The organism is Bradyrhizobium sp. USDA 4502, from assembly GCF_054063355.1.
The window spans coordinates 2,132,196-2,145,349 of record NZ_JBSSGF010000001.1 but is presented as its reverse complement, the minus strand read 5'-3'; the positions used below and the strand labels follow the sequence as shown (position 1 = coordinate 2,145,349).

Sequence of the window (13,154 nt, the reverse complement as noted above, 5' to 3'; positions counted from 1 at the left end):
CTTAATCACGGCATGAGGAAAGCCCGGCTTATACACAGGCCCCCGCTTTCCCGCTAGAAGGATTCCTGCAATCTGGTCAAGCCCTTGCAGGGAAATCCGAATTCGCATTTGGTAGAGCATAGCATGAATGCCGGGGAAATCGCCGTGGCCTCCGCCGCGCTGGACGACGTTTTTAGCGACGACATCGTCGTGCCGGCCGCGGACGGCTATCCGCTCGCCGCGACGTTGTTCCTGCCCGCGCGGCACGCGGCGCCAGGCCGTGCTAATCAATTCGGCGACCGCCGTGCCCCGCAAGGTCTATCGTGGTTTCGCCGGCTACCTCGCCCGCCGCGGCGCCGCGGTACTGACCTACGACTACCGCGGCACCGGCGATAGCCGGCCGATGGCGGCGACCGGCCTCAACAAGCCGAAATCGCTGGCCGGCTTCAAGGCCACCATGGCCGACTGGGCCTCGCTCGATGCCACCGCGGCGGTGAGCTGGATGCGCGAGCGATACCGCAACCTCCCCTTCGCCTATGTCGGCCACTCCTTCGGCGGCCAGGCGCTCGGGCTGCTTGCCAACAATGCCGAGATCCCGCGCGCGCTCCTGATCGCATCGCAGGCTGCCTATTGGAAGCTGATGGCCTCGCCCGAACGCTACCGCGTCATCGCCTTCATGAACGGCGTCGGCCTGCCGCTGGCGCGCACGCTCGGCTACCTCCCCGCCTGGGCCGGCGTCGGCATGGACCTGCCGATTGGCGCGTTCGAGCAATGGCGGAGCTGGGTGATGCGAGAGCGCTATCTGCTCGATGATGCCACGCTGACAGCGCGCGAGAATTTTCCGAAGTTCAAGGGCAAGCTCCGCGCGCTTGTCATGACCGACGACACCTGGGCAACGCGGCCGGCGGTCGAATTGCTGTGCTCCGCCTTCACGTCGATCACGCCGGAGATCATCTCGATCCGTCCCGCCGACGCCGGCGCAAAAGCGATCGGCCATCTCGGCTTCTTCCGCAGCGACCACCGCGATGCGCTGTGGCGCGGCGCCGCGGAGTGGATTGAGGTGGAGGGGTAAGCACAGCACTCTCCGGCGTCGTCCCTGCTTTCGAAAGCAGGGACCCATACGCCGCGGCCTTTGTTGTCGTCGGGACTCGTCGTTCCAGCGCCGCGCAACAATTGAGATTTGGGGTAATGGGTCCTGGCCTGCGCCAGGACGACGATGAGGATGGTTCTCGCGCGATGCGATGCACCGCTGATGCGTAGCTCATCTTGAACCGAGAAGCCGCGGCGTACTGGATCGTCCGCATGCGCGGGCGATGACACAATGAGAGGTCGCTGCTCTTTCCACACGTCGTCCCTGCGAAAGCAGGGACCCATAACCACAGGGCTGCGTTGTTGAAACAGGTTGTGGCTCCAGCGCTGCAAGCCAACTGACGTCGGCGGCTATGGGTCCCTGCTTTCGCAGGGACGACACCGCATGTATTGCGCTGCCGGTGAGTCATACATTCGCATTCTCGCGACATGAATCGCCCGAGCTTTGCTCTTCAACTCGGATTCGCGGTCAAGATGATGGGTATCGCTTCGCTCCACCCGTCCTACCAGTCTCACACCACCTTCCGCGGCGCAGCCGTCGCAGCGTCACCCGTGTTCGGCGTCCCGGTCGGTTCGATCAGCAGCAGATGCACCTCTTCCCTTGCGACAGGCCGATGCTCGACGCCCTTCGGCACGATGTACATCTGGCCGGGCGTTAGCGTCACGGTGCGGTCGCGCAGCTCGATGTCGAGGATGCCTTTCAGCACGAGGAAGAAGTCGTCGGTGTCGTCATGCTTGTGCCAGACGAACTCGCCCTGCACCTTCACGACCATGACGTCGCAGGCGTTGAATTGCGCCACGGTGCGCGGCGACCAGTGATCGGAGAATGTCGACAGTTTCTGCGAAAGATCGATCGCGCCGCTCATGATGCCTCCGGGTCCGGGCCAGCCTGCCGGACTCGTTAGCTCAGCCGTGCGACGCACTCAATGCACGCCCCTCAGCCTCTCCGGATATGTACTCGGCCCATTGTGCCCGTTGATGTCGCAAGGCGCTTCGCCGTTGGTGGCCCGCCGCGCCAGCAGTTCCTTTTCGGCCTGATACCAGAGCTGATCCATCTTGCCCGGCGGCTCGCCGGCGTCCTTCCACAATTCGTAGGCGCGGGTCCGGATCTCCTGCTCGGTTGGGCCTCTCATGCGCGGCTCCCTCAATTTGAGACGTCAAACTGTTTGAGAGTGGAACGGACAGCATAGCGCAAGGTTCCAGGGTGCGCGAGACGGCCGCGCGCCGGTGGCGTGTCGCCTGTGCACAAGCGCCGCTGCGCGAAGCCGCGTTCGATTTGAGGGCACGAAGCGGCCCTGAGGAAAAGTCCCGGGCGGATGTGCACGTCAACAAGGGTGCCCTAATTCCCGGGCACGAAGCGCGGCCGTCGGCGCCGGTCTTGCGGAGGCGCGCTACCCCTTCTGAGGTATGCAACCTTTGCCCGCTTCCGCAGACAAATACTCATCAGGATTTTGCCAACCTTCCTGGGGCTAGAGACAACGCCGTCCGCATGTATTTTAAGCGGGCGGCGTTGGGCTGTCAGGCAGGGCTCATTCCCCGTTCCCCATCGCCAGGAGAACACCAGGACGGCAGCGCCGGCCTGCGGGCTACCGCTACTCCGCCGCCTGGCGCACGTAGCGCGCGGTGGGCGTGCGCATCGTCACCAATTCTTCGGAAGCGGTCGGATGCAGCGCGATGGTGGCGTCGAAATCGGCCTTGGTCGCCTTCATCTTGACGGCGATCGCGACGGCCTGGGTGATTTCGGCGGCGCCATCGCCGACGATGTGGCAGCCGAGCACGCGGTCGCTCGCGCCGTCGACCACGAGCTTCATCAGCACGCGGGTGTCGCGGCCAGACATCGTCGCCTTGATCGGGCGGAAATCGGTCTTGTAGATGTCGACGTGGCTGAACTGCGCCCGCGCCTCCTCTTCCGTGAGTCCGACGGTGCCGACCTCCGGCTGCGAGAACACCGCGGTCGGGATCGTGGCGTGGTCGACCTCGACCGGGCGCTTGCCGAACACCGTGTCGGCGAAGGCATGGCCCTCGCGGATCGCAACCGGCGTCAGATTGGTGCGGTGGGTGACGTCGCCGACCGCGTAGATGTTGTCGACCGAGGTCTTCGACCAGCCGTCGACCTGGATGCCGCCATTGGCGGGATTGATGGCGACGCCGGCGGTCTCGAGCCCGAGATTGGCGACATTGGGATGCCGGCCGATCGCGAACATCACCTGGTCGGAGGCGATGCTCGAGCCGCTCGACAGATGCGTGGTGAAGTCACGGCCGTGCTTGTCGACCTTCGCCACCGTGCAGCCGGTGATGATGGTGATGCCGCGCTTCTCCATCTCGGCGCGGACATGCTTGCGCACGTCCTCGTCGAAGCCGCGCAGGATGTTGTCGCCGCGATAGATCACCGTGACGTCGGAGCCGAAGCCGGCGAAGATGCCGGCGAATTCCAGCGCGATGTAGCCGCCGCCCTGGATCACGATCCGCTTCGGCAGCTCCTTGAGGTGAAAAGCCTCGTTGGAGGAGATCACGTGCTCGATGCCGGGCACGATCGGCCCGTGATTGGGCGCGCCGCCGGTCGCGATCAGGATGTACTTCGCCGTCACCTTCTCGCCGGTGGCGAGTCTGATGGTGTGGGCATCCTCAAGCACCGCACGGGTCTTCGCGATCCGTGCGCCCGACTTCTCGACGTTGGTGGTGTAGGCGCCCTCGAGCCGGGCGATCTCCTTGTCCTTGTTGGCGACGAGAGTGGCCCAGTCGAACGAGACCTGCCCGATGCTCCAGCCGAAGCCGGCCGCGTCCTCGATCTCGTCGTGGACGTGGCTGCCGATCACGAACAGCTTCTTCGGCACGCAGCCGCGGATCACGCAGGTGCCGCCCATCCGGTACTCTTCGGCGACCATGACCTTCGCACCGTAACCCGCGGCGATGCGGGCGGCACGAACGCCGCCCGAACCACCACCGATGACAAACAGGTCGACGTCAAACTCGGCCATGGTAAATCTCAGCTCTAATCGCCGGAATTCGGCTTGATCAACTGCTTTCCCTCATCTTGAGGGCATCTAGTCTTTCACCGCCGTCATTGCGAGGAGCGATAGCGACGAAGCAATCCATCTCTCCGCTTGTGGGACAATGGATTGCTTCGCTTCGCTCGCAATGACGTAGATAGTGCGGCGCACTCAACTTGACGCCCGTCATGCTGAGGCGTCGTTTAGATATCCTTGCCGCGCTTCTTCATCTCGGCCTTGAACTGGGCGTTGACGATCACGCCAAACTGCTGCGCCCACTGCTGCATATATTGCAGCGAATCGTTGATTGCCTTGGGCTCAGAGGTCAGAAGCTTCTGACCGAGCGGCGTCTTGTAGAAGATCACGAGATCCTTCAGCTCCTGCTCGGTGAACTCGGCGGCGTAGAGCTGCGCCATGCCTTCGCCGATTTCCTTCTCACTGCCACCCAGGTTCTTGGCGATGACGAGCGCGACCTCGTTGAGGTCCTTCTGGTAGTTGAGGTATTGCTGGAGCAGACCGGTCTTGGTCTTCTCGATGATTCCAGGAACGGCGCCGGCATACATCACCTGCACGTTCTTCATCTGAAGGATTTCCTTGGCGTACCCAATCGCCGCGGGGGTCGACTGCTTGACCTGGGGCATGGGAGGCAGCTGCGGCTGCTGCGCCATCGCCGGTGCGAGCGCCAGTCCAGCCGCCAGGGCCGCAGCCGACAAAAGTCCCGAAAAACGATTCATTCCAAGTCTCCTTGCTTGCGGCCTCATGGCCGTTCAACAACCCGAATTCCCTGCGCGCCGGCCAGCACGGCGACGCTGCCAAGCCCGATGAACAGGCCGTGTTCGACCACGCCCGGAATCACGCTGAGCAAACCGGCAAGACGCGGCGGATCGCCGATCCGGCCGAGATGGGCATCGACGATCCAGTGGCCGCCATCGGTGACAAAAACGTGACCGTCCTTGCCCTGACGGACCAGCATTTCGCCGGATACGCCGGCCTCTGAAAACGCCCGCGCCATCGCGGCCTGGGTCGCGGCGAGCCCGAACGGGATCACCTCGACCGGCAACGGAAAGCGGCCGAGCACGTCGACCCATTTGCTGTCGTCGGCGATCACGATCATGCGATCACTGGCGGCCGCGACGATCTTCTCGCGCAGCAGCGCCCCGCCGCCGCCCTTGATCAGGTTGAGCGCCGGGTCGATCTCGTCGGCGCCGTCGATGGTGAGGTCGAGATGGTCGATCTCGTCCAGCGTGGTCAGCGGAATGCCGCAGCGGATCGCATCCGCGCGGGTCGCTTCCGAGGTCGGCACGCCGATCACCTTCATGCCCGACCGGACCTTCTCGCCGAGCAGCTCGACGAAATGCTTCGCGGTCGATCCGGTGCCGAGCCCGAGCTTCATGCCGTCGCGCACCTCTTCGAGCGCGCGCGCCGCCGCCTGGCGTTTCAGTGCGTCCATGTCCACGTGCCGATAGCCCCTCGGTTGTCCGTTACGGGCCGCCATCGGGTGGCCCGGCGGGCGCATATCTAGCGTCGTTTTGCAGGCAGGAATAGCGGCAAGCGGGCCAGTCTTTAGGCCGAAACGGCGTCCATCGCGGCCAAAATCGCCGAAAAACGCTGTTCGACCTCGGCCCGCATCCCGGGTTGGGTGAAAATGTAGAACTGGTCGTCGCGGATCGCGGCCAGCACATGTCCTGCAACCGACGCCGGATCGAGACCGGCCTCCAGGCGTCGCGCGATCTCGGCGACGACAGCGGCCATCGGGCTTGCCGGATCGAGCGGACGGGTCGGGCCGTACTGCTCGCCGCGGTTGCGCCCGCTCTCGCCGATCCGGGTCCGCACAAAGCTCGGACAGAGCACGCTGACGCCGATCCCGAGCGGCCTGAGCTGCATGGCGAGCCCTTCGGACAGGCTGACGACGGCGAACTTGGTCGCCGAATACGGGCTCAAGCCAAGCCCGGCATTCATCCCGGCCATCGAAGCCGTATTGACGATATGGCCACCCTCGCCGTGCCCGCGAATGTGCGGCGGGAAGCTCCTGATGCCGTGCACGACGCCCATCAGATTGACGTCGATCACCCAGCGCCAGTCGTCGACCGAGATCGGGTCAATGCCGCCGCCGGCCGCGACGCCGGCATTGTTGCAGAGGACATGAACCTTGCCGAAGGCGCGGAACGACGCCTCCGCCGCGCGATCGACGCTTAGGGGATCGGCAACGTCGCAGACCACGCCGTGAACATCCGCACCGCCTGCGCGCAGCGCATCGACGGCCTTGTCCAGCGGACCGGTTTCAATGTCGGCGAGCATCACCTTCATGCCCTCGCGAGCAAAGGCGGTTGCCATCGCAAGTCCGATTCCGCTGGCCGCGCCGGTGACAAAAGCGGCTTTTCCGGCAAGTTCCCGCATCTCAGCCTCCCCTATCTCATGACGTGCCCACATCTACTCTTGCATCGCAGCGCCTGGCCCGATAGCCAAAAGCATCATGTCCGCCGCCTCTCCCCCCATCGTCGTATTCGATCTCGACGGCACGCTGGTCGACACCGCGCCCGATCTGATCGGCGCGCTGAACCATGTGCTCGACCGCGAGGGCCTGCGGCCGGTGCCGCTGGCGGCCGCGCGCAGCATGATCGGCGCCGGCGCCCGCAAGCTGCTGGAACGCGGGCTCGAGGTGGAAGGACGCGCGGTCAGCGTCGGTGACCTTGACCGCTTAACCGCGGATTTCGTCGACTATTATGCCGAGCATATCGCCGACGGCTCGCGCCCGTTCGACGGGCTCGAGGCCGCGCTAGACCGGCTCGAGGCAAAGGGCCATCGCTTTGCGGTGTGCACCAACAAGCTGGAATGGCTGTCGAAGCTGCTGCTCGACCGGCTCGGCCTGACCAAGCGCTTCGCCGCGATCTGCGGCGCCGATACGTTCGGTATTGCAAAACCCGATCCGACGTTCCTGCGCGAGACGGTGGCCCGCGCCGGCGGCCGGCTGCCCGGCGCCATCATGGTCGGCGATGCCGGCCCCGATGTCGGGGTCGCAAGGCGCGCCCAGGTCCCGGTGATCGGCGTCGATTTTGGCTATACGGACGTTCCGATGACCGAGCTGAAGCCGGACCGGCTGATCAGCCATATGCGCGATCTGCCGGACGCCGTCGCCAGCCTGAGCGCGGCATAAACTTTCCGCAACGCACTGATATCGCTAGGCAATATTCAGCCATGCGATTCTGCCATTAACCATCCGCTAACGAACAGGGCCCCCGCTGTTGCGCCTCTGTTCCGACGCACCTATGGTCCGCTCCGGGGATTGTGGCTGATTGCCGCAGTAGAGTGTGGATCATGCGTCGTATCATCGTGATTGCGGCCGCCGGGCTGAGCCTGGCCGGCTGCTCCTCCTTCTCATTGGATTCGTTCAAGTCGGCGCCGCCGCCGATGCCGGTTCAGCTGGATTCGAACCCGCCGGGCGCCGACGCGGTGACCTCGCTCGGACCGGGCTGCAAGACGCCCTGCACCGTGTCGATCCCGGCGCCGGAGACCAACTTCTCGGTCACCTTCAACATGCCGAAGTTCCAGCCGGCGACGGTTCCGGTCACCGTGACCCGCGTTCCCGGCGACTTCACCACGCCGGCCACCACGACGCTGGATCCGAGTCCGGTGTTCGCCGAGCTGCAGCCTGCCGGACCGCCGCCGCGCGCGGCGAAGAAGCCGATACGGAAGAAGAAGCCGAAACCGGCTGCCGCTGCGGCGCCTGCCGCCGCCGCTCCGGACTCCGCGTTCCCCGCCCCGAGCGCGGCTGCGCCGGCGCCGGCCGCCGCGCCGTCGCGCTAGCGCGGGCGGCCGAACCGCGTTTGCACTGCACAAGAGCCCGGCCCAAAGCCGGGTTTTTGTATTTGGCCGAGACACATCCGCGATTGCGATCATGCATCGCGCGATATGCCTCGCCTATCGCTTTGCATGTTGCGGATCATCCATACGATCATCCCTTGGGACGCATTGTGACAACGCGCCAACATGCATAGATTGCGGATGCCGGAGCCGATCACGGCGCGGCAGGCAGGAAACAGATTGCAAGGCCGGAACTGAATGAACGGATCCACGCAAGCACATTCCGACACGCTGTTTCGTCCGATGACCGATCCGTTCGGCCGGACCATCCGTTATTTGCGCGTCTCCGTCACCGACCGCTGCGACCTGCGCTGCTTCTACTGCATGTCGGAAGACATGACCTTCCTGCCGAAGGCCGATCTGCTAACACTGGAAGAGCTCGACCGGCTCTGCTCGGCGTTCGTCGCCAAGGGCGTGCGCAAGATCCGCCTCACCGGCGGCGAGCCGCTGGTCCGCCGCAACGTGATGGGCTTGGTGCGCTCGCTGTCGCGGCATCTGACCACGGGCGCACTCGACGAATTGACGCTGACCACCAACGGTTCGCAGCTGGCGCGCTTCGCCCAGGAGCTGGCCGATTGCGGTGTGCGCCGCGTCAACGTCTCGCTCGACACCCTCGACCCCGTAAAATTCCGGGCCATCACCCGCTGGGGCGACATCGACAAGGTGCTGTCGGGCATCGAGGCGGCGCGGTCGGCGGGACTCGCGGTCAAGATCAACGCGGTCGCGCTGAAGAACCTGAACGAGGACGAGATACCGGCGCTGATGGAATGGGCGCACGGCAAGGGCATGGGCCTCACCTTGATCGAGGTGATGCCGATGGGCGACATCGGCGAAGGCCGGATCGATCAGTACGTGCCGCTGTCCTTGATGCGCGCGCGGCTCGAGAAACACTACACGCTGACCGATCTGTCCGACGACACCGGCGGCCCCGCCCGCTACGTCCGGGTCGCCGAGACCGGCGGCAAGCTCGGCTTCATCACGCCGATGACCCATAATTTCTGCGAATCCTGCAACCGGGTGCGGATCACCTGCACCGGCACGCTGCACACCTGCCTCGGCCACGAGGACGCCTCCGACCTGCGCCGGCCGCTGCGTGCCTCCGCCGACAACGATTTGCTGGCGGCGGCCATCGACCGGGCCATCGGACTGAAGCCGAAGGGGCACGATTTCATCATCGACCGCCGCCACAACCGTCCGAGCGTCAGCCGCCACATGAGCGTGACCGGCGGCTAGTCTTCAAGCTCCCTCCCGACGCGCGGCCTGTCCCCCGATTACCAAGGCGGGACAACAGTTTGCCGCGGCGTCAATTTGTCCATTTTCCGATTGACGGCGTTCCACGGCGCTGATTTGGTGAATCAGCTTTCACGCTAGTCTGGCCAGCATAGGCCGCTGCCCTCCGTCGGCTCCTGCCGACGATCCCCGGCAGCCAAGAACGGCTGAAGCGGATTTCGGGGGAGGACGAACGTTTGCAACTGCTCCTGAAAGTGAGCCGTGGCTCCGTGCGCATGCGCGCGGCGGCCAGATGATGCTTGAAGAGATATTCGGCGCGCGGATGGCGCGACCGTGGAGATCGTGATGCGCCCATTGTTGGCATTAAGTCAGGCCATCGACCAACTCAACGAGAAGATCGGCTACATCTGCAACCTGCTGGTGCTGATCTCGTGCCTGGTCAGCGCCGGCAACGCCATGATCCGCTACGCGTTCAGCTACTCGTCGAACGGCTGGCTCGAGGCGCAGTGGTACATGTTCGCGATCCTCGTGATGTTCGGCGCCTCCTACACCTTCAAGCGCAACGAGCATGTCCGCGTCGAGATCATGTATCTGATGCTGTCCGAACGCGGCCAGCTCTGGCTCGACCTGATCGGAACGCTGTTCTTCCTGATCCCGGCCTGCCTCCTGCTCGCCTATCTGTCCTGGCCGTTCTTCTACCAGGCCTATGCGGTCGGCGAGATGAGCGGCAACGCCGGCGGCCTCTTACGCTGGCCGATCAAGTTCGTTATCCCGTCCGGCTTCGTGATGCTTGCGCTGCAAGGCGTCTCAGAGGTGATCAAGCGGATCGCCGCGCTGCAGGGCTACGTGACCATCGACGCGAAGTATGAGAGGCCGACTCAATGATCACGCTGGAGATGATGCCGCCACTGATGTTCGGCGGCCTGATCGTAGCGATGCTGATCGGTTATCCGGTGGCGTTCACGCTCGCCGCGGTCGGCCTGTCGTTCGGGTTCCTCTCGATCTATCTCGGCTTCTTCGACCTCAACTTCCTGCAGGCGATCCCGGGCCGCATCTTCGGCAGCGTGCTGTCCAACGAGCTGCTGCTGGCGATCCCGTTCTTCACCTTCATGGGCGCGATATTGGAGAGATGCGGGCTCGCCGAGGACATGCTGGATTCGATGGGCCAGCTGTTCGGCCCGATCCGCGGCGGCCTCGGCTATTCCGTGATCATCGTCGGCTTCATCCTCGGCGCCATCACCGGCACGGTGGCGGCGCAGGTGATCGCGATGGCGCTGATCTCGATGCCGGTGATGATCCGCTACGGCTACAACATCCGCTACATCACGGGCGTGCTCGCCGCCTCCGGCACCATCACGCAACTTGTCCCTCCCTCTCTCGTCCTGATCGTGCTTGCCGACCAGCTCGGCAAGTCGGTCGGCGACATGTATCTCGGCGCCTGGGGCCCGTCGGTGTTCCAGATCCTGCTGTTCGCCGGCTACACCTTCCTGCTCGGCATCTTCAAGCCGAGCCATGTGCCGGCGGTGCCGATCGAGGCGCGCACGCTGACCGGCTGGGCGCTGTGGAAGAAGTGCCTGCTCGGCATCATCCCCTCGGCGGTACTGATCTTCGTCGTGCTCGGCACCATGATGATGGGCCTTGCGACCCCGACGGAGGCCGGCGCCATGGGCGCGGTCGGCGCCATCGTGCTCGCCGCCATCCACCACAAGGATTTCAGCGCCACCGGCAACAAGGTGCTGATAACAGGCGTGATCGCCGGCGGCATCGGCACCATCATCGCGATGCTCTACAGCGAGAACCTGATCTTCAAGCTCGCCTTCGCGATCACCTACGCCGCGGTGGTCTGGATCTGCCTCGAGGCCGTCAAGATCCCGGACCTGCGCGACCTGATCAAGCAGGGCTACGAGACCACCATGCGGATCACTTGCATGGTCACCTTCATCCTGATCGGCTCGACCTGCTTCTCGGTCGTGTTCCTCGGCGTATCCGGCGGCACCTGGCTGGAGCACCATCTGACCTCGCTGCCCGGCGGCGTCTGGGGCTTCCTGATCTTCATCAACCTGTTCATCTTCTTCCTGGCGTTCTTCCTCGACTTCTTCGAGATCGCCTTCATCATCCTGCCGATGGTCGCGCCGATCGCGCAGAAGGTGCTGGCGCCGGTGGTCGGCCCCGACGCCGCGCTGATCTGGTTCGGCGTGATGCTCTGCGTCAACATGCAGACCTCGTTCCTGCATCCGCCGTTCGGCTTCGCGCTGTTCTATCTGCGCGGCGTGGCGCCCAAGGAAGTGAAGAGCTCGGACATCTACTGGGGCGCAATGCCGTGGATCGGCCTGCAGGCGATCATGGTGGCGCTGGTGATCGCGTTCCCGGTCGTCGTCACCGGACTGCTCGACAAGCCGCTCGATGTCGACCTCAACAAGGTCAAGATCGAGGTGCCGCAGATCGACCTCCCGCCGCTCGACTTCGGACAACCGAAGCAGTAGCCGGCATCAGCGCATTCGGCGTGCCCAGAGCATTTTCGGTTCTGATTGAATCAGAACCGAAGCTATGGATTGTTGTTCTAACGCGATTTCTTCACGCGAACCGGCGTCCACTTCGCTCGAAAGCGCTCTTGCGGGCGCGAGGCACGCCGCTGTTGACGGCACCGGCGAGGCCTGTGAAGACGGGGATACGGATCGTCCTCCAACTCACAGATCGCCGCCATGCCCCAAATGCGTCCCGCCCGCTCGTTCATTCGCCCGCTGATGCTGTCGTTTGGTTTGGCGCTCGCCGCGCCCGCAGCGCATGCAGCCGACCTTCGCGCGCTGGCGCAACAGGAACAGCAGCCGCTGCTCGACACCCTGCGCGACCTCGTGCAGATCGAATCCGGCAGCAAGGACATCGAGGGCCTGAACCAGCTCGCCGAGCGCGTCGCCGGCCAGCTCAAGCAGCTCGGCGGCACGGTCGATATCCTGCAGACCACCGATATCTACCGCCTCGACGACACGCCGGAGAAGATCGGTCCCGCCGTGCAGGCCGTCTTCAAGGGCACGGGCAGCGCGAAGATCATGCTGATCGCGCACATGGATACGGTGTATCTCAAGGGCATGCTGAAGGACCAACCCTTCCGCATCGATGGCGACAAGGCCTATGGGCTCGGCATTGCCGACGACAAGCAGGGCGTCGCCACCATCCTCCATGCCGTGGCGTTGCTGCAGAAGCTGAACTTCAAAAATTACGGTACGCTCACCGTGCTGATCAATGGCGACGAGGAGATCTCTTCGCCCGGCTGGCGCAGCACCATCACCCGCATCGCCGCGGAACAGGATGCCGTGTTCTCGTTCGAGGGCGGCGGCACCGACGGCACGCTGCGCCTCGCCACCAGCGGCATCGGCTCGGCCTATCTCACGGTGCACGGCAAGTCGTCGCATGCGGGCGCCAGGCCCGAAGGCGGCGTGAATGCGCTCTATGAGCTGTCACACCAGGTGCTGCAGATGAAGGACCTGTCCAAGCCGGAGCAGGGCCTGAAGCTGAACTGGACGGTGTCCAAGTCCGGCACCAATCGCAACGTGATCCCCGCCGAAGCCACCGCCCAGGCCGACGCGCGCGCGCTCAAGGTGGCGGATTTCGACGAGCTCGAGAGAGCCCTGCAGGACAAGATCAAGATTCGCCTGCTGCCGGACTCCAGGGTGGACGTGAAGTTCGAGGTGCGCCGCCCGCCGCTCGAGGCCACCGACGCCTCGCGCCGCATCGCAGGTTACGGCAAGACGATTTATCAGGAGCTGGGCATGTCGCTGAACGTCGCCGAGCGGGCCACGGGCGGCGGCACCGACGCGGCATTTGCCGCCCTCAAGACCAAGGGCGCCGTGGTGGAAGGCATGGGCCTGTCGGGCTTCGGCGCACACTCCAACGATGCCGAATTCGTGCAGATCAACAGCATCGTGCCGCGCCTGTATTTGACCACGCGCATGATCATGGATCTGTCCGACGGCAAGGTGAAATAGACCGGCAGGCTTACGGCACGGA

Annotated in this window: 12 protein-coding genes and 1 pseudogene; 7 read left to right on the top strand and 6 right to left on the bottom strand. The window is 64.5% G+C overall.

Annotation, left to right across the window (positions count from 1 at the left end; translation table 11 throughout):
• Positions 1 to 123: 123 nt before the first annotated feature.
• A pseudogene (locus ACVW1B_RS09545) lies at positions 124 to 1,051 on the top strand (alpha/beta hydrolase family protein).
• A gap of 529 nt (positions 1,052 to 1,580) precedes the next feature.
• On the opposite strand, the gene ACVW1B_RS09540 reads toward ACVW1B_RS09545, so the two are convergent.
• The 6 genes from ACVW1B_RS09540 to ACVW1B_RS09515 all read right to left on the bottom strand — a co-directional run bounded on the left by ACVW1B_RS09540 (position 1,581) and on the right by ACVW1B_RS09515 (position 6,455).
• Positions 1,581 to 1,934 (bottom strand): cupin domain-containing protein, encoded by a 354-nt coding sequence (locus ACVW1B_RS09540; protein ID WP_057017263.1) that lies wholly within the window; start codon positions 1,932 to 1,934, stop codon positions 1,581 to 1,583.
• A gap of 57 nt (positions 1,935 to 1,991) precedes the next feature.
• Positions 1,992 to 2,201, bottom strand: a complete 210-nt coding sequence (locus ACVW1B_RS09535; RefSeq protein ID WP_057017262.1) for a DUF2934 domain-containing protein — start codon at positions 2,199 to 2,201, stop codon at positions 1,992 to 1,994.
• A 459-nt stretch (positions 2,202 to 2,660) separates the two neighbouring features.
• A complete protein-coding gene (gor, locus tag ACVW1B_RS09530; RefSeq protein WP_253609178.1) occupies positions 2,661 to 4,046 on the bottom strand; it encodes a glutathione-disulfide reductase in 1,386 nt (461 codons plus the stop codon).
• 215 nt (positions 4,047 to 4,261) lie between these two features.
• Positions 4,262 to 4,792: a DUF2059 domain-containing protein gene (locus tag ACVW1B_RS09525; protein WP_057017260.1), complete on the bottom strand. Its 531-nt coding sequence runs from the start codon at positions 4,790 to 4,792 to the stop codon at positions 4,262 to 4,264.
• A 23-nt stretch (positions 4,793 to 4,815) separates the two neighbouring features.
• A complete protein-coding gene (gene rpiA, locus ACVW1B_RS09520; RefSeq protein WP_156436204.1) occupies positions 4,816 to 5,514 on the bottom strand; it encodes a ribose-5-phosphate isomerase RpiA in 699 nt (232 codons plus the stop codon).
• Positions 5,515 to 5,621: 107 nt separating this feature from the next.
• Complete coding sequence (locus ACVW1B_RS09515) at positions 5,622 to 6,455, bottom strand: SDR family NAD(P)-dependent oxidoreductase (protein ID WP_456821569.1); 834 nt, start codon at positions 6,453 to 6,455, stop codon at positions 5,622 to 5,624.
• A 76-nt stretch (positions 6,456 to 6,531) separates the two neighbouring features.
• On the opposite strand from ACVW1B_RS09515, the gene ACVW1B_RS09510 reads away from it, so the two are divergent.
• The 6 genes from ACVW1B_RS09510 to ACVW1B_RS09485 all read left to right on the top strand — a co-directional run bounded on the left by ACVW1B_RS09510 (position 6,532) and on the right by ACVW1B_RS09485 (position 13,132).
• On the top strand, positions 6,532 to 7,212 hold the full coding sequence (locus ACVW1B_RS09510) for an HAD hydrolase-like protein (protein WP_076826449.1): 681 nt from the start codon (positions 6,532 to 6,534) through the stop codon (positions 7,210 to 7,212).
• A 161-nt stretch (positions 7,213 to 7,373) separates the two neighbouring features.
• Positions 7,374 to 7,862, top strand: coding sequence for a PEGA domain-containing protein (locus ACVW1B_RS09505; protein WP_253609180.1), 489 nt, complete (start codon positions 7,374 to 7,376; stop codon positions 7,860 to 7,862).
• A gap of 255 nt (positions 7,863 to 8,117) precedes the next feature.
• Entirely contained in the window at positions 8,118 to 9,152 is a 1,035-nt protein-coding gene (gene moaA, locus ACVW1B_RS09500) for a GTP 3',8-cyclase MoaA (RefSeq protein WP_456780879.1), read from the top strand.
• A gap of 342 nt (positions 9,153 to 9,494) precedes the next feature.
• Positions 9,495 to 10,034: a TRAP transporter small permease subunit gene (locus tag ACVW1B_RS09495; protein WP_028334243.1), complete on the top strand. Its 540-nt coding sequence runs from the start codon at positions 9,495 to 9,497 to the stop codon at positions 10,032 to 10,034.
• Positions 10,031 to 11,632, top strand: a complete 1,602-nt coding sequence (locus ACVW1B_RS09490; RefSeq protein ID WP_253609181.1) for a TRAP transporter large permease — start codon at positions 10,031 to 10,033, stop codon at positions 11,630 to 11,632. The genes ACVW1B_RS09495 and ACVW1B_RS09490 overlap by 4 nt, the downstream gene beginning before the upstream one ends.
• 219 nt (positions 11,633 to 11,851) lie before the next feature.
• The gene (locus ACVW1B_RS09485; RefSeq protein ID WP_456821568.1) at positions 11,852 to 13,132 is read left to right on the top strand and encodes a M20/M25/M40 family metallo-hydrolase; all 1,281 of its coding nucleotides are present in this window, start codon (positions 11,852 to 11,854) and stop codon (positions 13,130 to 13,132) included.
• Positions 13,133 to 13,154: the final 22 nt, after the last annotated feature.

Excerpts from the sequence above, each read along its gene's own strand:
- ACVW1B_RS09540 (WP_057017263.1), bottom strand. The coding sequence starts at position 1,934 with ATGAGCGGCGCGATCGATCTTTCGCAGAAACTGTCGACATTCTCCGAT.
- ACVW1B_RS09535 (WP_057017262.1), bottom strand. The coding sequence starts at position 2,201 with ATGAGAGGCCCAACCGAGCAGGAGATCCGGACCCGCGCCTACGAATTG.
- gor (WP_253609178.1), bottom strand. The coding sequence starts at position 4,046 with ATGGCCGAGTTTGACGTCGACCTGTTTGTCATCGGTGGTGGTTCGGGC.
- ACVW1B_RS09525 (WP_057017260.1), bottom strand. The coding sequence starts at position 4,792 with ATGAATCGTTTTTCGGGACTTTTGTCGGCTGCGGCCCTGGCGGCTGGA.
- ACVW1B_RS09515 (WP_456821569.1), bottom strand. The coding sequence starts at position 6,455 with ATGCGGGAACTTGCCGGAAAAGCCGCTTTTGTCACCGGCGCGGCCAGC.
- ACVW1B_RS09510 (WP_076826449.1), top strand. The coding sequence starts at position 6,532 with ATGTCCGCCGCCTCTCCCCCCATCGTCGTATTCGATCTCGACGGCACG.
- ACVW1B_RS09505 (WP_253609180.1), top strand. The coding sequence starts at position 7,374 with ATGCGTCGTATCATCGTGATTGCGGCCGCCGGGCTGAGCCTGGCCGGC.
- moaA (WP_456780879.1), top strand. The coding sequence starts at position 8,118 with ATGAACGGATCCACGCAAGCACATTCCGACACGCTGTTTCGTCCGATG.
- ACVW1B_RS09495 (WP_028334243.1), top strand. The coding sequence starts at position 9,495 with ATGCGCCCATTGTTGGCATTAAGTCAGGCCATCGACCAACTCAACGAG.
- ACVW1B_RS09490 (WP_253609181.1), top strand. The coding sequence starts at position 10,031 with ATGATCACGCTGGAGATGATGCCGCCACTGATGTTCGGCGGCCTGATC.
- ACVW1B_RS09485 (WP_456821568.1), top strand. The coding sequence starts at position 11,852 with ATGCCCCAAATGCGTCCCGCCCGCTCGTTCATTCGCCCGCTGATGCTG.